Raw genomic sequence first — 17,320 nt, forward strand, 5'->3', positions numbered from 1 at the left:
GACACCGACCCGTCGGGAGATCCGTCATCCGTCGACGGCGGACCGGCCCGACTTGGCCAGCTCCCATCTGGTGGCCAGGCGTACGTGCGCGGGCGTGATCGCGCTCTGCTCGCCCGCCGCGAGGTAGGCGGCGGACAGGGCGACGGCCGCGATGCCGCCGCCGGTCAGGTCCGCGCGCGCCAGGTCCGCCGGATCGAGGTCGGCCACCGGGGTCGCCGTGGGAAACGCGGCGCGCCACAACGCCTCCCGCATGCCGGCGTCCGGGTACGGGAAGGTCACCACGGTCCTGAGCCGCCGGACGAACGCGTGGTCGATCGCGGAACGGGCGTTGCTGGTCAGGACGGCCAGTCCCCGGAAGGACTCCAACCGGTGCAGCAGGTAGCCGACCTCCAGGTTGGCGTACCGGTCGTGGCTGTCGCGTACCTCGGTGCGCTTGCCGAAGAGCGTGTCGGCCTCGTCGAAGAGTAGTACCGCCGCGCTGTCCTCCGCGGCGGCGAAGAGCCGCCGCAGGTTCTTCTCAGTCTCGCCGACGTACTTGCTGACCACCTGGCTGAGGTCCACGGTGACCAGGTCGAGCCCGAGGTCGCCCGCGACCACCTCGGCCGCCAGGCTCTTTCCCGTCCCGCTCGGGCCGACAAAGAGCGCGGTCGTGCCCAGATCCCGGGCCGTCCGCCGCGCGAAGCCCCAGTCGTCGAAGACCAGGGTGCGGAACCTGACCGACGCGGTCAGCGCCCGCAACTGCGCGAGTTGGGTCGGCGGTAGCACCAGGTCGTCCCAGGTGGCCCGCGGCTGGCGGAGCTGGGTCAGCACGCCGAAGGACGGTCGTACCCGGGCCCGGCACGCCTGCCACAGCGGGGTCCCCCGGGCGGCGTCGGACGCCGCGACGTCGACGTCGGCCAGGGAGAGGTCGAAGACGCCGGCCGCCTCGGCCGCCGCCTCGGCGGGCGCGCCGACCCGACGCAGCGCGGCGGCGAACACGCGACGGCGGTCGGCGACGTCCAGCCGGGTGAGGGTCACCCGGACGAGGTCGTGGTCGGGCAACATCGTCTCCTCACCGGCGAGCAGCACGACCGGCGCGCCCAGTCCCGGCAGCACGCGGGCGACGTCCTCCCCCGCCGGGAGGCCGGCGTCGGTGAGGTCGACGGCCCAGGCGCAGCCGGTCAACACCGTTTCGCGCGCCATCAGCCGCAGGGTCCGCCACCGCTCGGTCGCCTCCGCCGGCAGGTCGACGGCGGGCACCAGCAGCAGCCGCGACCCGGCACGCGTGGCCGCCGCCGCGGCCACTACCCGTAGGTTCGCCGGTTGCGGGCCGCACAACAGCACCGACCGGCGTCGGCCCCAGGCGTCCACGAGGCGCTCGACGACTGCCTGCCACGGGCCCGGTAGCTCCGGACGGGCCTCGACGGTGCGGGCCACCCGGGCGAGGTCGGCGTCGAGGTCACCGGCGCCGGCCAGGTGGTGCAGGATCCGTTCGTCGACCACCAGCGGGCTGCGGGTCGGCGACGAGGGGTCGGCGAGCCGCAGCAGCCCCCACGCCCGCAACGGCGCGGAGGGCACCAGGGCGCTCCAGTGCGGCTGGGGCAGCCGGGACAGCGCCGCGCCGAAGGTCAACGCCGGCCGGCCGCAGGCCGTGGTGAGTTCGTCGGCGACCGCCGAGACCAACTCCGGGCCGGCGGCCAGCAGCAGGACCGCGCGCTCGAACGGCGTCAGGCCGAACCCGACCGCCACCTGGTCCAGCGTGCCGGGTCCGCCCAGCCGCCGGCCCGCCTCGGCCAGCCTCTCCTCGGCCTGCCGGTGGTCGGCCGGGGTGGCGTCGGGACGTACCGCCAGTCGCAGCACGTCGAGTTCGGCGAGCAGGTGGTCGCGGTTGGCGTCCGCCCACCCGCCGTCGGGCGCGCTCACGGGACCGGCAGGGTGATCGAGGGCGCGCGGTAGACGCCGTCGACGCGTTCCGGCAGGCTCTCCACGTCGTCCACCCGGACGCGCACCAGCCACTGTCCGTCCGGGACGTCCCGCCGGGGCACGTCCAGCCTGGCGGCGGGCGCCGCGTCCGCGGCCACCGGCGGCAGCGCGACGCTCACCGCGTCCGGGGCGGGTGCGGGGGCGCCCGCCACGCGCGACAACAACACGGTCGCGCGCTGCCCGGCGACCAGCGGCGGATCGACCGCGAGAGTGATCCGCTCGGCGCCGACCGTGACGTTCCGTACGACCGGCACCACCGTGACCGGTCCGGCGTTGGAGGACGCGACGACCCGGGACGGCTCGCCCGACGCGTCGGGCCGGCTCAGGTGCAGCACCCGCACGGCGTGCCGTCCGGCGGGCACGGTCCGGTCCAGCACCACCCGCAGCGTCGAGGGCGTGGCGTCGTCCGCCGGGGCGAGCCGGGCCGGGCCGATCCGGACCCGGGTGGTCGGGCCCAACAGGCGTACGCCGTACAGGACGATGCCGCTGCCGGTGGTCACCGCGCTCCCCGGCACCTCGGGGGCGACGGTGACCAGACGCGGTGAGCCCCCGGCGGACAGGGACACGGTGCGCCGGTCCACCGGCAGCGCGGTGCGCGGCGTCGCCACCGCCTCCAGCAGGACGACGGTCGCCTGGTAGGCCACGGACAGCTGGTAGGGCGTCTGGGGGAAGACCGACCACAGCCGGGCCATCTCCTCCACGGAGAGCGGCGCGGGCGACACCTTCACCGGCTCGATCTGGTCAGCGAGGTCGGTGTCCACGAGGAAGGCGGTCTCGTCGGCGCCGTGGTAGGCGTCGACCGCCGCCCTGATGACCTCCCGGGTCAGGACCGGGGTCAGGGAGAGCGCCGTAACGGCCGTGCCGAGCAGCCGCTGTCCGTCCAGGGACGGGTCCTCCCCGTGGCAGGTGACGAGGTAGTGCAGGTTCACCGCGGACACCGGGCGGCGGTGCAGTGACCCGTCGGGACGCCGGGTGGGCAGGTTCGCGACGGCGCCGGCGGGGTTCGGCGTCACCTGGTACAGGAAGAGGTTGATGCCCTTGGGTTGGACGAGCGCCGAGCTGCCGAGGCGGTCCGGACGCAGGGTGGTGACCCTGGCCCCGCCGACCGGCCCGGGATGCGGGCGTTGCAGCGCGCGATCGAGGACGTACCGCAGGGTCGAGGTGACGGCGGCGATCGCTAGGCCGTTGCTCATCGGGACGGGTCCTCCCGTCGGCGGGCGAGATACCTGTCGAGGTCGGCTCGGGGGGTGGCGGGCGGCGTGGGCGGGACGGCCGGCGCGGACCGGATCACCTCCACCCGGTCGATGTGCACATGGACGTCGCGGCGGGCCGCCCGCCCGTCGCCGTACGCCTGGCGGTGGCTCTCCGCGCCGTCCGGGGCGCCCCCGGCCGCGGTGGCGCCGGCCCCCGCGTCGGGGGGCAGCGCGGGGGCGGCGGGAGTGACCCGGCGGTGGTCCGTTACGACCTGCACCCGGCCCGGCGGGGGCGGCGACGTCCCGGGCTGGTGGGCGGCCCGGACGTCGACGCGTTCGCCGGCGGCGACGACGCCCCGCTCGCGCAGTGCCGGCACGACGTGGTCGCGGACGAGGTCGAGCAGGTCCGGGACGGTGTCGTCCCGCACCGCGCCCGCGGCCGGGGCGCCGTTGGCCGCCGGTGGGTCGCGGCGCGCCGGCGGCCCACCCGGACCGGCCGGCGCGGCGCCAGCCCCACCGCCGAGGTCGGCCGGTCCATGCCAGGTGCGCCGGGCCGGCCGGGCGACGGCACCGGCCGCCGGTGTGTCACCGGGCACCGGGGCGAGACCGGCCGGTGCGGCCGGCGCGGCGGGGACGGCCCGACCGGTGCCGGCGGGCGGCGTGACCGCCGGGCGCGCGACCACCAGGTCCGCCGCGTCCCCCGGCTCCCGCCAGGGCGGACCGCCGGGGGAGCCGACGGCGGAGAGCGGCGGCTCGGGCTCCGCGGCGGGCGGGGTGCCGACCGCGCGGGCGGGGCCGGCCTGCGGCCGGTGGTCGTCGCCCTCGTCGGAAAGGCCGGCGGCGGCACCGGTCGTGTTCTCGGCAGGGGTCGGGTCTCCCGGGGAGCCGTCCGGCCCGTCCGCCGCGACCCGCGGTGCCGGTGACCGGGGTACCGGGCGTCGGGGGCCGGGCCGGGCGGGTGGCAGCGCCACTGCCGCCGCCTCGCCCACCACCGCCGGGGCCGGCGCGGCGGGCGGCGGCGACCCGGCCCGGTCGGCGGCCTGCCCCGCCGCCGGGCCGGCCGGAGCCGGCACCTCGTCGGCCGTTCTGCGCGGGTCGACCGCCGGGTCCGGGGGCCCGGGGCCCGGCCGGTCGACCGGGGGTGGCGGTGGCTCCACCCGCGGAACGCGCTCCCCGGCCGGCGCGGGCCGGGCGGGGCCGCCCGGTCCGGGGCCGGCCGTCGAGGTCTCCGCCACGGCCGGCGACAGCCAGTCGATCCCCGTGGCGGTGTCAGAGCATTCGAACCGGGACCGGCGGCGCAGCGTCACCCGTGGTTCGTGGCCCCGGGCCCGGGCGGCCATCCGGTCGAAGAACCCGCTCATCGCGCCGCGCGCTCCAGGTAGGCGCCGCGCCGGGCCGGGGAAAGGGCCAGCACGGTGGCCTCGTCCCAGCCGAAGGCGCGGGCGAGGGTGGCCACCTCGTCCAGGAGCGCGGGCGCGGCGGCGTCGACCTGGTCCCACAGCAGCGCGTCCGGATCGAGGGCGACCCGGACGTCGTCCCCGCACGACGGGCACGTCATGCGCAGCGCGAGCGCCGCGAAGCCGGCCAGCCGGTCGGCGGCGGCGTCGACGGCCTCCCGCTGTGCGGGCGACAGGTCGGCCGGCACGGCGGAGGTGCCGTCGGCGCGACGGACGCACCGGGAGAACAGCAGGGCGCGACCGTCGACGCCGGTGGCGGCGGCGAGCAGGTCGCGGATGGTCAGGGGGTGCACGGTGAGGTCGTCGACCCGGTCGGGGTGGACGGCGCCGACGAGTGCCTCGGGATCCGTCTCGGCCGGATCCGGGAGGTGGAGCTCGGCCTCCAGCCGCGCCCCACAGGACGTGCAGGGGAACACGACATCCACGTCCCGGCCGAACGCCGCCGTGTGGGCGGCCAGCGCGAGGGCGGCGCACCGCCCGATGCTGAGATCCAGCGCGGCGTCCAGGTCCGGGGCGAGCCCGGCCCGGTGGACGAGTACGGCGGCACGCGCGGCGGCCGGGACGGCGGCGGCCTCCTCCCACGCGGTCAGCAGGACTGTGGGCTCGGCGAGGACCCTCACCACACCTCCCTCGCCCGACAGGGTTGGCAGCCCGCGGGGCCTGTCACGACACGGCGAGGGTCGGCTCGACGGGTTCACTGACGGCCTGGTCACGTTCCCAGCCCTCGTTCTCCAGCCGGATCGTCTGGATGGCCACCGCGTTGGCGTTGGCGTCCAGGTCGGGCAGGGCCTGGAACTCCGAGACCCAGCAGCGGTACACCTTGTAGGCGATCGCCAACTGTCCTGCCTCGTTGTAGACCTCGATGATCATGTCGCGTCGGAAGTCCTTGAGGGACGTCTCGGAGCCCGGCCCGGAGCCCCAGTTCCAGACCTTGTTCGCCCACTGCTCGAAGTCGGTGTCGTGCGTGACCCCCCGCTCGAGCACGATCGCCTCGTACTCGGTGCGGCCGGGCGACTTACGGCTGCTGCTGGGGTCGCCCCCGTGTCGGTGGCGCACGACCTCCGTCGTGCGTTTGAGGGCGCCCACCTTGCTCACCCCGGCCACATACCGCCCCTCCCAGCGCACCCGGAACTTGAAGTTCTTGTACGGGTCGAAGCGGGTGGGGTTGACCGTGAACTCGGCCATCCTTCTCCTCCTAGGCCGCCGCGTCCGACGTCTTCTGCTGAAGACCGATGATCACGAACTCCGCCGGCTTCACCGGCGCGAACCCGACCAGGATGTTGACCATCCCGCGGTCGATGTCGTACTGCGTGGTGGTTTCCGCGTCGCACTTGACGAAGTACGCGTCCCGCGGGCTGCCGCCCTGGAACGCGCCCTGCCGGAACAGGTCCTGCATGAAGGCGCCGACGGACATCCGGATCTGTCCCCACAGCGGCGCGTCGTTCGGCTCGAACACGACCCACTGCGTGCCCCGGTACAGGCTGGCTTTCAGGAACAGCGCCAGCCGTCGCACCGGCAGGTAGCGGTACTCGTCGGCCAGGGCGTCCGCGCCGCGCATCGTCCGCGCCCCCCACACCACGGTGCCGACGTCCCGGAAGGTCCGCAGGCAATTGATTCCGAGCGGGTTGAGCCGACCGTTCTCCCCGTCGGTCAGCGGCACGGCCAGCCCGCTCGCCGCCAGGCCGGCGTCGATGCCCGCCGGCGCCTTCCACACACCCCGGGTAGCGTCGGTGCGGGCCATCACCCCGGCGACCGCACCGCACGCGGCGAACTCCGCGACCGTGCCGCCCCTGGCCGGGTCGGGCTGCCGCAGCCGCGGGAAGTACAGCGCGGCGTTGCGGTTCTGCACGCCCTGCGGGAGCGCGGTGGACGCCCAGTCGGCCACCGTGTCGACGGTCCTGTCGGCGGGCGGGTCCACCAGCAGCACCGCGTCCCGTTCGACGCAGAACGCGAGCGCGTCGGCCCAGACCCGGACGGGCAGCGACCCGGCCGGCGTCGGAGGTGGCAGACACAGCAGGTTGAACAGGTCCGCCGCCCGCAACGCGTAGATGCCCGACCCGGCGTCGTCCGGGCCGGGGAGATAGTCGTCCGCCGTCAGGGTCCCGCTGTCCGTTCCCTGGTTGGCCGCCTCCACCTCGTAGGTGCCGGGTGCCGGTCGATCCGCCGGCAGCTGCGTGCCCGCCCGCATCAAACGGGACCCCTCCAGGACCAGGCCGACCTGACGCGGGCCGTCGGTCGTCGTCACGTTGAGAAAGCGCTCCACGGCCCGTTCGGTGCCCGCCCGTACCTCTCGGATCGTCAGGTGGAACAGGCCGCCGGGCTCGACCCCCTGGCCGGCGGCCACGTCCTGGGCGTCGGCCGGGTCCGGATGCGTGATCTCGACCGTCAGGTCGTTGCCCCACACGCCGGGCCCGTACGCCGCCAGCAACAGGGTGTCGGCCCGGACGATCGCCGGTCGGGCGCCGCCGGCGAGACGCACCACCAGGGCGTTGCCGCCGCCGTTGCGGAAGAAGTCGCGAACCGCGTACCCCAGGCCGCGGTGGCGCCGGATGCCACCGAACGTCCGCTCGAACTCGGACCAGCTCTGCACCAGCACCGGCTCGTCGACCGGCCCCCGGTCGGCGCTGCCGACGAAAGCGGTGATCGCCGTCGCGACCCCGGTGATGGTACGGCTGCCGCCAGGCAGCTCGACCAGGTGCACCCCGGGGTACGGCATGGCCGGCAACAGCATGGCCCGCTCCTTCGTCTCGACGAACGCCGTCGCCCGACACGCTGCCCGAACACCGTCACCACGTCGTCAACGGCTCGTCAGGAAACCTGGCCGGGGCCGGCGCCCGTCTCGGTGACCACGCGGTGACGCCCGGGTGATGGGGACACGCCACGGTGGTCGTACGAGGTCGGATCGAGTCGAGGGGTTCCCGGATGGTCAAGGTGGCGGTGTCGACATCGGTGCAGGTCCGTGGCGGGCCCGCGGTGTCCGTCGCGACGACGGTGGATCCGGCGTCGTACGCCTTCGCCACGGTGGACCTGGAGCCCGGCGACAGCCAGGAGGTCGCACTGCTGCCGGCGGGCGGGACACCCCTGCTGCTGGCCGTCCGGGCCATTGACGGAGCCGGCAAGAGCGCCGTCGTCGAGGTCACGCCCAAGAGCGGCGAAGCCACCGGGGACAAGCTCACCGTCTCCGGTCACCTGCTGGTCGCCAACGCCACCGCCCTCGACGCCCTGGTTGACGGGGGACCCCGCACGCTCGCGCTGGCCAACCGGGGAGAGCGGAGCGTGCTGGTCGAGATGCTGGCCTGCCTCGACCAGCCGTCGACCTGAGCCTCGGGCACACCCGACACCGTCCACCGATGACATCCGGCGCCCGCTCCACGTACGACGACGCGGTCCTCGCCGACGACCCCGTCGTCTACGTCGGCGTCGACGGCGTTTCGGGCACCGACCTCGCCGGCCGGGGCCACGCGCTCCGCTACGTCGGCGCGCCCGCCACCGGCGCCCTGCCCAACGGCGACACCGTGGCCGTGTTCGACGGCGTGGCGCAGTACGCCGAGATCGCCGACGCCGACGACCTCTCCGTGCCCGGTCTCGGCGGCATCCTGGTCCTCGAGGCCTGGGTGCGGCCGGACGCGCTCGAGCAGCCCGGGGCGCAGCCCTCCCCCGACGGCCCGTACGTCCACTTCATCGGCAAGGGCACCACCGGCAGCCACGAGTACGCCGCCCGGATGTACTCACGGTCCGCGGCGGCACGCCCCAACCGCGTCTCGGGATACGTCTTCAACTCCGCTGGCGGGCTGGGCGCCGGTTCGTACTGGCAGGGCGGGATGCGGTCCGGCGGCGGGACGGTCCCGCCGCTGCGGGCCGGCGAATGGTTCCACTACGTCCTGAAGATCGACACCGTCGACGTGTGCCGGGACGGGTGGGGCACCGTCCGCCTCTACCGCAACGGGGTACCGATGGACAGCGACACCCTCGGGCCCCCGTACCACGTCATCCCCAGCGGCGGCCCCGCCCCGCTGCGGATCGCGACCAGGGACCACCGGTCGTACTTCCGGGGCGCGATCGGGAAGCTGGCCGTCTACGCCGCGCTGCCGGACACCCGGATCATGGCGCACCACCGCGCCATGGTCTCCCGGATATCGGCGTCCGCCACCGTGCCGACCGGGACCGGGGCGGCCGACCGCACCGGGGATGCCTGACGGATGCGCACGCACGACGGCCCCGACCGCACCGAGGCACCGACGGTGCGGCGCCGTCCCGTCCCGCCGGCCGTGACACCCGACCCGTGCCTGGAGTCGGAGGCCGACCGGTTCGCCGACCGGCGGTCCACCGAGGCCGCCGGCCCGGTCCGTCCGATGCGGCACCTCGACGGATCGGCGGTCCCGCTCGGTTCCACCGGCGCCGCGCTGGACGCCGCGACACGGGCGACGATGGAACCGCGGCTGGGCTGGGACCTGGGCCAGATCCGGGTGCACGCCGGGCGGGAGGCCGCCGCGTCGGCGGCGGCGCTGGGCGCCGCGGCGTACACCACCGGCCGGCACGTCGTCCTCGGCGACGGGGCACCGCCCGGGTCGGACGCCGGGCGGCGTCTTCTCGCGCACGAGTTGGCGCACGTGGCGCAGCAGGCCCGGGGCGACGGCCAGGGCCGGCTCCAGCTCAAGCCCGAGACGCCGCAACCGGCCGGCCGGCGCACCGCGCGTCCGTTCCGGCTCCGGGTGACCCGGGTCATGTCGCCGCCGGAACTGCTCCGCGAGTTCGTTCGGCAGTACTACGGCACCAGCAACGAACAGGAGGTTGACCGACGCCTTCCGCTGTGGCACTTCGACACCGCGGGCGGGCGGGCGGCGACGACCGCAGACGTCCGCCGTGGCTTCATCGTGCTGTCCGTGGTCGACGTGACGCAGGCGGCGATGGAACAGCTCTCCGAGGCCGAGCGGGCCGAGGTCGACACGGAGACGGACGTGCGGTTCTGGCGGGAGAACGAGATCGCGCCCGGCACGAAGCTCGGCACCGGCCCCGGCGACGCCGTCCTGCGCCGGCGGTGGCTGGGGGTGCGGGCCGACGTCGTACGGGAACGCGAGCAGCGCCGCCAGATCGCCGAGCTGCCCGAGGACGTCCGGCAGATCCTCCTCTCGGGCGACCGGCCGCTGGCCCCGGAGGACTACGCCACGGCCCTCGCGCTGGCGCACAAGTTGAGCGGGCTGACGAAGGCCCAGCGGGCGGACTACCGGAGCACCGCCGCCGCGGCGACCACCTGGGCGGAACTCGACGCCTCGATCGAGCGGTACCTGCTGGACCAGCAGGTCCGCGAGGCCGAGACGGCGCGGACCGAGGCCGCCGAGGCCACCCTCTTCGGGTGCGAGGACCTGTACCGGCTCCGGGAACGCCGCAACGACCTGCGCAAGAGGGTCATCCAGGCGTCGGCCGGCGCCGCGCACCAGAGCGGGCCGATCGCCGAACTGGACTGGCTCAACGCGGAGTTCGACGCCGCCCTGGCCCGGCACGGCTTCGCCGACGAGGCGGAGTTCGCCGCCGCCGCGGAGGCCTACCGGGTGCGGTTCCGGGCCGAAGCGGTCGCCATCGCGCTGGACGTGCTGACCCGGTACGACCATCAGCTCCGCGAGGAACGCCAGAAGCTTCGGACCACCGGCTACGTCCAGACGATGGTCGCCGGCATCGCCAGGACGACGGCGCGCACCGACTACCGTGCCGCGGCCGCCAAGGAGTCGCTGGCCCGGACGACCCGGGCCGGTGCGGAGTCCGCCACCGAACGGAACCGGGCCCGGACGGAGGCGCAGCGGTACCAGGCAGAGGCCCAGACGCTGCGGGCGTCGGCCGGCGCCGCGGTGGTCACCGGCTCCGGCGGAGACCCGCTCGTCGACCCCGAGAAGCTGGGCCGCGGCACCGACCGGGAGAAGCTCGCGGGACTCGACGCCCCCGCCGCACAGCAGTACCTGCTCGACGTCGTCGAGGAACGGCTGGCCGACACGGCGAAGGCCCGCGGAGAGTTCACCGCCGACCCCGAGCGGATCTTCAGCCTGCCCGATCTCGTCGAGGCCACGAAGAAGAGCCAGGGGATCGGCGACGGCACGATCTACGCCTGGATCGTCCGGGACACCGTCGCGGCGGCGCAGTCGGCGCACCTGTTCTCCACGGTCGTCCTGGGCGTCATCGCCCTCGTGCTCGCCGCCCTCGTGCCCGGCGGCGGGTGGGTCGCCGCGGCAGCGCTGATCGGGGGCACCACGCTCAGCGCGTACCAGGCCCTGGAGGCGGTCCGGGAGTACCAGCGGCAGGCCGTCGAGTACCGGCTGTCGTTCATCCAGGAGGAACCGTCGCTGGCCTGGGTCGGCATCGCGGTCGCCTCCGCGGCCTTCGAGTTGGGCCTGACGACGGCCACGCTTCTCAGGATGTCGGCGAAGGGCCTCTCGTCGCTCGAAGCGCCGCTGCGCGAGTTCGCCGCCGCGGCCGACACGGAGTCGGCCGCCGCCCGGCTCAAGACGCTCACCGCGAAGATCGAGGCGGCCGAGGGGTTGAACCGGGAACTCAAGGACGCGCTCAAGGCGCGCTCGGCGGCGGAACTCGGCTTCCGGAAGGCGCTCGGCGAGGCCGCCGGTCGGCTGATGGGCTCCGGCGGCGCCGTCGACCCGTGGCCCCTGGTCAAGGTCATGTACCACGCCGCCCGCAGAGGCGTACAGACGGTCGCCGACCTGCGCAGGGACGCCCGGATGCTCGAACTCATGGGCGACGTGACGAAGATGACCCGCGCCGGCCGCGCCGAGATCACCACGGCGTTCCGCCGGGTGCGGCGGATCATCAGCATCGGTGAGCGGCGCCGGATGGACGAGGCGACGATCATGCGGTACGTCGACCGGTTCGCCGCCGAGCGGCCCGACGAGGAGGCGTTCGCGGCGCTGCTGAAGGACATGAGGGCGTGGCGACCGCCCACCCTGGCCGAGACCAGGCTCACGGCTGCCAGCGAGCAGCTCGCCGCGCTGCGGCGGACGAGAGCAGAGCTGGAGGCCGAACGTGCTGCCCTGCGCCAGGAGCCGGCGGGCAGCCGGGACACGGCGCGGATCCGCGAGATCGACCAGGAGCTCGCGGAGTACGACGGCCTCGACCTGCGGACCAGCCGGCCGACCGGCGAGGGCCTGATCCGGCGGGCCGAGGAGGCGCTCGGCAAGGCCGAGCGCCTGGCCGAACAGGCGCGGCTGGACCCGACCATCCGTATGCGGCAGGTCTTCGGCGCGTCGAAGGAACGCGCCGACATCCTGGCGAAGGTGAAGACCGACCAGGTCGGCCCCCTGCGGACGCCGCCCCAAGGGCTCGAGGTGGACCACGTCGTCTCGCTGAACCGGATGTCACAGATGGCGGGCTTCGACAAGCTCAGGGCCACCGAACGCGCCGCCCTGGCCGTGCGCAGGGACAACCTCGTCGTCATGGACGCGTCCGCGAACAGCTCCAAGGGTGAGCGCAGCTGGGCGGCGTGGCGGCAGTCGTCGACCTTCTACGGCCCCGACGTCGTCGCCACCTGGACGGCCCGGGACGCGACGTTGACCAGGACCATCCAGGACTGGATCCAGGCGACCGTCCGCGGACGCTGAGGAGCCCGCCGGCCTGCCAACCGGGATTCGGTGGACACCGGCATCGACGGCAGCTCGTTCGGCGGCGCGCCGGGCCCGGGCCGTTTGCCGCGCCGGCACCCGGGTAGACGGCGCTACCCGTCGGAGAGGGAGGCCGGAAGGTGGACAACAGCGAGTTCATCGACTCGGTGGCGAAACGCCTGCGCACGTCGCCCGAGCAGGCCACCGCCATCACGCGCGCCACGCTCACGACCCTGGCGGAGCGGATCGACGGGGGCGAGGCACGGGACCTCTCCGCCCGGCTTCCCGACGAGTTGCGGGCCTACGCGTTCGCGCCCAGGGACAAGGCACAGCGCTTCGGGGTCGACGCGTTCGTCCAGCAGGTCAGCGGACGGGCCGAGGTCGACGGGACGACCGCGAAGGCCGGCATGCGGGCGGTGTTCGACACCCTCCGCGAGGCCATCCCGCCGGGCGACTACGACGACGTCATCACCCACCTCCCCGCCGAGTTCTGGGAACTCACCGACTCGGCGGCGCGGTACGACGGCGGGCGCGGCCGTTAGCGGCGCACCGGGTCGACCACGAACTCGGCGAACTGGGCCACCGGGCCCGTCAACCGGTCAGCTTGGCCGTCAGCTCGCGGACCACGTCGACCAGCAGGTCGATGTCGCCCTCGGTGGTGCGCCAGTTGACGATCGCCGGCCGCAGCGCCACCCGCCCGTCGTAGACGGTGGTGCCGGCGTAGACCCGGCCGTCCGCCAGCAGCGCGGCGCCCAGCCGCCGGTTGAGGTCGTCGAGAGCCTCCCCGGGCATACCGGGCGGGTTGGCGCGGAAGCAGACGATGTTCAGCGGCACGTCGGCGAGCCGCTCAAGCTCCGGCGCCTCGTCGACCAGCCCGGCCAGTCGCTGCGCCAGGTCGAGGTGCCGCTCGACCATCGCCCGGTGCCCGTCCCGGCCGTACGCGGCCAGGGTCGCCCAGATCGGCAGCGACCGGGCCCGGCGCGACGACTCCGGCCCGAGCAGCGCGTAGTCCGGCCCACCGGACGCTGACGGCAGAGCGCTGCCCTCCCCCGGCAGGTACGCCGCGCCGGGCATGCCGAACGCCGCCGGCAACCGCGCCGGGTCCTTCAGGAACGCGAATCCGCTCTCGTAGGGCACGTTGAGCCACTTGTGGCCGTCGCCGGCGATCGAGTCCGCCCGCTCGATCCCCTCCACCAGGTGACGGGTGCGCGGAGACAGGGCGGCGAAGTTGCCGAACGCGCCGTCGACGTGCAGCCACGCGCCGTGCCGCTCGGCGACGTCGGCCAGCTCCACCACCGGGTCGAAGTCACCGGCGTTCACCTCACCCGCGCTGGCGATCAGCACCGCCGGGGCGTCGATCTCGGCGAGCCGGCGCTCCAGCGCGGCGAGGTCGATCCGGCCCACGCCGTCGCGGGCGAGGACCTCGACCGAGTCCCGCCCGTGCCCGAGCAGTTGCAGGGCCTTGCGGTCGCTGGCGTGCACGTACCCGCCGGAGAGCACCGGCATCCGCGGCAGCCCGGCCAGCCCCCGCGCCGCCACGTCCACCCCGTGCCGTTCGGCCCACCAGTGGGTGGCGGCGGCGAGCCCGGTGACGTTGGCGAAGGTGGCGCTGGCGACCAGCGCACCGCCGAACCGCTCCGGCAGGCCGAACAGCTCCCGCAGCCAGGTCAGCGCGATCGTCTCCGTCTCGGCGGCGAACGGGGACGAGGCGCGGAACGCGACGTTCTGGTCCAGCAGTGCGACAGTCCAGTCGCCGGCCAGCGCCGCCGGGGTCACCCCCGCCGATGATCGAACTGCGTAACACGCAGACCCCACGGTGATAACCGTGGAGATAACACGTCGATTTTGGACAGACATCGATAGTGCCGAGCTGTATGTTGGCTGGGCGTTCGTGGTGATCAAGGGGCGCATTTCGCGGTTACTGCAAAGGAGTTTGGGTTGTGCTCGCGGCTGCCGATGTTCCGCATCAACTCGTACTTGTGGCGGTTACGGGAGGTACGCCATTGGCGGTGGTGGTGCGGTATGTCGAGCTGCCGAGTGGCCGTTGAATGCTGACCGGCCGTCGTTACCTGCTTGCGTTCACCGATGAGCAGGTCGCCTATGCCGAGCAGGTGGGGGCGGTGTGTCGGGCGGTGTGGAACACCGGCCTGGAGCAGCGCCGTGAGTACCGTCGGCGTGGCGGGTTCGTCGGCTATGTCGAGCAGGCTCGGCAGATGGCCGTAGCGAAGAAGGACCCGCACTGCGCGTGGTTGGCCGATGCCCCGTCGCACACGTTGCAGCAGACGTTGCGGGACCTGGAACGGGCCTGTAAGACGCATGGCACGTGGAAGGTGCGGTGGCGGTCGAAGTCGCGTACGGCACCGTCGTTCCGGTTTCCCGACCCTAAGCACATTGCGGTGCGGCGGCTCAATCGGCGGTGGGGTGAGTTACGGCTGCCGAAGTTCGGTGCGGTGCGGTTCCGCTGGACCCGCCCGCTCGGCGGCACGATCCGCAACGCCACGGTCAGCCGGTCCGGTGGTCGTTGGCACATCTCGTTCTGCGTCGAGGACGGCGTGAGTGAGGCGGCGCCGAACGGCAAGCCGCCGGTCGGAGTCGATCGGGGTGTGGCCGTGGCGGTCGCCACCTCCGACGGCGACATGTGGGACCAGGAGTTCGTCACGCCCGGCGAGGCGGTGAGGCTCAAGCGGTTGCAGCAGCAGTTGTCGCGGTCGCTGCGCGTTCATGGCCGTAACCGTCGGTCGGGCCGCCGTGACGCGGTGCGTGCGCAACTCGCCCGCCTCCACGCCCGCATCCGCGACCGGCGTGTCGACTTCGCCGCGCGGACCGCCGCGCGGCTCGTCCGCCATCACGGCACGGTCGTCGTGGAGGACCTGCGTATCAGGAACATGACCGCCAGCGCCAAAGGCACCAGCGAGCAACCCGGCCGTAATGTTCGGCAGAAGGCTGGCCTGAACCGGGCCATCCTCGCCAAAGGCTGGGGCAAGTTCCTGCTCGCTCTAGAGCACACCAGCCGCTATCACGGCGCGATCGTCGTCAAGGTCAACCCCGCGTACACGTCGCAAACCTGCAACGCCTGCAGGCACATCGCCCGGGAGTCCCGCGAAAGCCAAGCGGTCTTCCGGTGCGTCGCCTGCGGGCACCAGGACAACGCCGACGTGAACGCGGCCAAGAACATCCTCGCCGCCGGGCTGGCGGTGACAGGGCGTGGAGACCTCGCCGTCGGGCGGTCCGTGAAACGCCAACCACCCGAACGGCTCGCGGCGTGAACGCGCCTCAGCCACGGGAGTCCCCGGCTTCAGCCGTGGGTAGGAGGCCAAGAAGTGGAAGAACCGTGGCCTGGCCGAGTGCGTGGCGGCGGCTGTAGCCACGTGCAGCAGCCGGCGCACCGCGGCGCGCCCTCGCCCCGATCCGGCAACCAACCGTCGCCGGCCGGCTGCCACAGCTCGCGTAGCAGCGGCTCCGTGCCCGGGTCGTGCACCAACGATCCGGCAGGGACGCCAGGTAGGGCGCGGCGGCCTCGTGCACCTGGCGCAGCACGCCGTCGGCGTCTCCGTCGCGCAGCAGGTCGGCCACGGTGGTGGCCTCCTCACCGGTGGTCGCCCCGGGGCCGGTCGGCGCGCCAGCACGGGCACCGAATGCTGTGGCGGGGCGATCGGCGGCCCACCGGCGAGTGCCCGTGGGACGCTCAGACGGCGACCGCCGCCGAGACCTTCCACTCGTCGTCCACCTCGACCAGGGTCAACACCACCCGGTTCTGGTCCACCTTCTCCCCCGCGGTGTTGACGTTGCGCCGGTACTGGTTCAGGTAGACCAGCAGCTCGACCCGGTGCGCGCTGGCTGTCACCACCCCCGTCGAGGAGACCTCCGCCAGGACAACCGCCTGCTGCTGCACGGCTGTCTGCTTGAGCGCGGCCGTGGTCTGCGCGTACTCGTCGGCGAAGGGACCGGTGACGAAGGTCCGCCCGTTCGCCACGCTGTCGTCGAAAGTGCGGTGATCGTAGGAGAAAATGGCCTTGGCGGCCGCCGGAGCGGTGGCCAGCGCCTGGCGGACCGCGGCGTCGGTCCGCGCGGCGCCGCGCTCGCCGTGCCAGGCGAGGCCGGCGAGGCCCGCCGTCAGCAGGATCGCCACGATCAGCGCCGGGACCGGCCGGGGACGGCGCAGGCGCGGGCGCGGGCGCGCGAGACGGGGTCGCCACCGAAGACGGTCGAGGGTACGCATAGGTCCTCCTTTTGTCGGCTCGGGCCGGGGCGTCAACCGGCGAACTGCAGGCGGGACACGAGCCACGCGCCCGAGTCCTCGTCCCGCACCATGTCCATCTGGATCCGGTAGTGCGAGGGCCGCCCCTCGGGCGCCTTCACGTTCTTCACCGTGGCGTCCACCGCCACCAGGACGACGGCCCGGCGTCGGTCCCCGGAGACGAGCGCGGCCCGTAGCGCGGACCCGTGCGATTCGACCTTGTTCTCCACGACGGCGGCGCGCACCTGTGACTGGCCACGGGTGAACTCCTCCTTGAAGTCGCCGGTCGCTCCGGCGGAGATCCGTTGCAGGTCCCGGTCGACGCTGGCGGCGCTGACCGACACGAAGTCGACGCTGGCCTGCTTGGCCGCGGCTACCGCCCCCTGCCGGGCCTTCTCCAGCTCCTGGTGGCCGTACCAGCGATGGGCGTAGACGCCGGCCAGGGCGAGCGTGCCGGCGAGCAGCGCCACGAGCAGACCGGTCAGGGCTCGGCGGGCTGGCGGCGCGGCCGAGCCGTCCCGGGTCCCGTGCCGGCCTGCCCCCTTCCGTCCGGTTGTGGGGCGTTCGCCCGCCGGGTCGTCGCCGGCGGTGGGGTCGTCGCCGTTGGTGGGGTCGTCGTCGCTCGCCCCGGCGGCGTCGTCGGGATTCGGCAGGTCCTCCGCCTGCGCCGGATCGCCGACCACCGTCAGGTCACCGGTCGCCGTCGGATCCTCGACCGGCTCCTGGTCGAGCCGCCCCAGCACCTCCTCGATCGGCGTCGGTACGGCCCGGACGACGAGCCGGCGCTGGGCGGGCCGGTCGGGGGTGCCCGACCTGGCACCCTTGATCACTCTCAGGGTGCGGTCCCTACGTGTCTGCACGGTCACCTTCCTC

At 74.2% G+C, this 17,320-nt stretch carries 14 protein-coding genes; 5 read left to right on the forward strand and 9 right to left on the reverse strand.

All coding sequences use genetic code 11. The features are described from left to right. Window positions 1-24: 24 nt before the first annotated feature. From ACGFZ2_RS27850 to ACGFZ2_RS27875, 6 genes are read right to left on the reverse strand one after another with little or no spacing between them, the layout of a single operon-like run. The gene (locus tag ACGFZ2_RS27850; RefSeq protein WP_393458507.1) at window positions 25-1,902 is read right to left on the reverse strand and encodes an ATP-binding protein; all 1,878 of its coding nucleotides are present in this window, start codon (window positions 1,900-1,902) and stop codon (window positions 25-27) included. After that, on the reverse strand, window positions 1,899-3,155 hold the full coding sequence (locus ACGFZ2_RS27855; protein WP_393458510.1) for a DUF4255 domain-containing protein: 1,257 nt from the start codon (window positions 3,153-3,155) through the stop codon (window positions 1,899-1,901). Before ACGFZ2_RS27855 ends, ACGFZ2_RS27850 begins: the two co-directional genes overlap by 4 nt. Next, on the reverse strand, window positions 3,152-4,516 hold the full coding sequence (locus tag ACGFZ2_RS27860; protein WP_393458513.1) for a hypothetical protein: 1,365 nt from the start codon (window positions 4,514-4,516) through the stop codon (window positions 3,152-3,154). Before ACGFZ2_RS27860 ends, ACGFZ2_RS27855 begins: the two co-directional genes overlap by 4 nt. Further along, entirely contained in the window at window positions 4,513-5,232 is a 720-nt protein-coding gene (locus ACGFZ2_RS27865) for a hypothetical protein (RefSeq protein ID WP_393458516.1), read from the reverse strand. The genes ACGFZ2_RS27860 and ACGFZ2_RS27865 overlap by 4 nt, the downstream gene beginning before the upstream one ends. Window positions 5,233-5,275: 43 nt before the next feature. Then, window positions 5,276-5,797 (reverse strand): phage tail protein, encoded by a 522-nt coding sequence (locus tag ACGFZ2_RS27870; protein WP_350711759.1) that lies wholly within the window; start codon window positions 5,795-5,797, stop codon window positions 5,276-5,278. 10 nt (window positions 5,798-5,807) lie between these two features. Then, window positions 5,808-7,343: a phage tail sheath family protein gene (locus ACGFZ2_RS27875; RefSeq protein ID WP_393458519.1), complete on the reverse strand. Its 1,536-nt coding sequence runs from the start codon at window positions 7,341-7,343 to the stop codon at window positions 5,808-5,810. 191 nt (window positions 7,344-7,534) lie between these two features. On the opposite strand from ACGFZ2_RS27875, the gene ACGFZ2_RS27880 reads away from it, so the two are divergent. The 4 genes from ACGFZ2_RS27880 (at window position 7,535) to ACGFZ2_RS27895 (ending at window position 12,752) form a co-directional block, all read left to right on the forward strand. Beyond that, on the forward strand, window positions 7,535-7,933 hold the full coding sequence (locus ACGFZ2_RS27880) for a hypothetical protein (protein WP_393458522.1): 399 nt from the start codon (window positions 7,535-7,537) through the stop codon (window positions 7,931-7,933). A 29-nt stretch (window positions 7,934-7,962) separates the two neighbouring features. Beyond that, window positions 7,963-8,808 (forward strand): LamG-like jellyroll fold domain-containing protein, encoded by an 846-nt coding sequence (locus tag ACGFZ2_RS27885; RefSeq protein ID WP_393458525.1) that lies wholly within the window; start codon window positions 7,963-7,965, stop codon window positions 8,806-8,808. Between the two features lie 3 nt (window positions 8,809-8,811). Next, complete coding sequence (locus tag ACGFZ2_RS27890) at window positions 8,812-12,210, forward strand: DUF4157 domain-containing protein (protein WP_393458528.1); 3,399 nt, start codon at window positions 8,812-8,814, stop codon at window positions 12,208-12,210. Between the two features lie 140 nt (window positions 12,211-12,350). Further along, complete coding sequence (locus tag ACGFZ2_RS27895; protein ID WP_393267124.1) at window positions 12,351-12,752, forward strand: DUF2267 domain-containing protein; 402 nt, start codon at window positions 12,351-12,353, stop codon at window positions 12,750-12,752. A gap of 49 nt (window positions 12,753-12,801) precedes the next feature. Here the strand turns inward: ACGFZ2_RS27895 and ACGFZ2_RS27900 are convergent, their stop codons facing one another. Beyond that, entirely contained in the window at window positions 12,802-14,121 is a 1,320-nt protein-coding gene (locus ACGFZ2_RS27900; RefSeq protein WP_393458531.1) for a pyridoxal phosphate-dependent decarboxylase family protein, read from the reverse strand. A gap of 137 nt (window positions 14,122-14,258) precedes the next feature. Between ACGFZ2_RS27900 and ACGFZ2_RS27905 the strand changes: the two genes are divergently transcribed. Beyond that, window positions 14,259-15,476, forward strand: coding sequence for an RNA-guided endonuclease InsQ/TnpB family protein (locus ACGFZ2_RS27905; protein WP_393458534.1), 1,218 nt, complete (start codon window positions 14,259-14,261; stop codon window positions 15,474-15,476). A gap of 419 nt (window positions 15,477-15,895) precedes the next feature. Here the strand turns inward: ACGFZ2_RS27905 and ACGFZ2_RS27910 are convergent, their stop codons facing one another. Both ACGFZ2_RS27910 and ACGFZ2_RS27915 read right to left on the reverse strand, forming a co-directional pair. Beyond that, window positions 15,896-16,429, reverse strand: coding sequence for a hypothetical protein (locus ACGFZ2_RS27910; protein ID WP_393458537.1), 534 nt, complete (start codon window positions 16,427-16,429; stop codon window positions 15,896-15,898). 32 nt (window positions 16,430-16,461) lie between these two features. Continuing rightward, window positions 16,462-17,307 carry a hypothetical protein gene (locus ACGFZ2_RS27915; RefSeq protein ID WP_393458540.1) on the reverse strand — a complete coding sequence of 282 codons (846 nt, stop codon included), beginning with the start codon at window positions 17,305-17,307 and terminating at the stop codon, window positions 16,462-16,464. Between the last annotated feature and the right edge of the window lie 13 nt (window positions 17,308-17,320).

Origin of the sequence: Micromonospora sp. NPDC048063 (assembly GCF_043202855.1) — a bacterium.
In the GTDB taxonomy this organism is placed as follows: domain Bacteria; phylum Actinomycetota; class Actinomycetes; order Mycobacteriales; family Micromonosporaceae; genus Micromonospora.

Coding starts and splice junctions, on each gene's coding strand:
- ACGFZ2_RS27875 (WP_393458519.1), bottom strand. CDS start 7,343: ATGCTGTTGCCGGCCATGCCGTACCCCGGGGTGCACCTGGTCGAGCTG.
- ACGFZ2_RS27880 (WP_393458522.1), top strand. CDS start 7,535: ATGGTCAAGGTGGCGGTGTCGACATCGGTGCAGGTCCGTGGCGGGCCC.
- ACGFZ2_RS27905 (WP_393458534.1), top strand. CDS start 14,259: ATGCTGACCGGCCGTCGTTACCTGCTTGCGTTCACCGATGAGCAGGTC.
- ACGFZ2_RS27855 (WP_393458510.1), bottom strand. CDS start 3,155: ATGAGCAACGGCCTAGCGATCGCCGCCGTCACCTCGACCCTGCGGTAC.
- ACGFZ2_RS27910 (WP_393458537.1), bottom strand. CDS start 16,429: ATGCGTACCCTCGACCGTCTTCGGTGGCGACCCCGTCTCGCGCGCCCG.
- ACGFZ2_RS27860 (WP_393458513.1), bottom strand. CDS start 4,516: ATGAGCGGGTTCTTCGACCGGATGGCCGCCCGGGCCCGGGGCCACGAA.
- ACGFZ2_RS27885 (WP_393458525.1), top strand. CDS start 7,963: ATGACATCCGGCGCCCGCTCCACGTACGACGACGCGGTCCTCGCCGAC.
- ACGFZ2_RS27890 (WP_393458528.1), top strand. CDS start 8,812: ATGCGCACGCACGACGGCCCCGACCGCACCGAGGCACCGACGGTGCGG.
- ACGFZ2_RS27900 (WP_393458531.1), bottom strand. CDS start 14,121: ATGCGCCCCTTGATCACCACGAACGCCCAGCCAACATACAGCTCGGCA.
- ACGFZ2_RS27870 (WP_350711759.1), bottom strand. CDS start 5,797: ATGGCCGAGTTCACGGTCAACCCCACCCGCTTCGACCCGTACAAGAAC.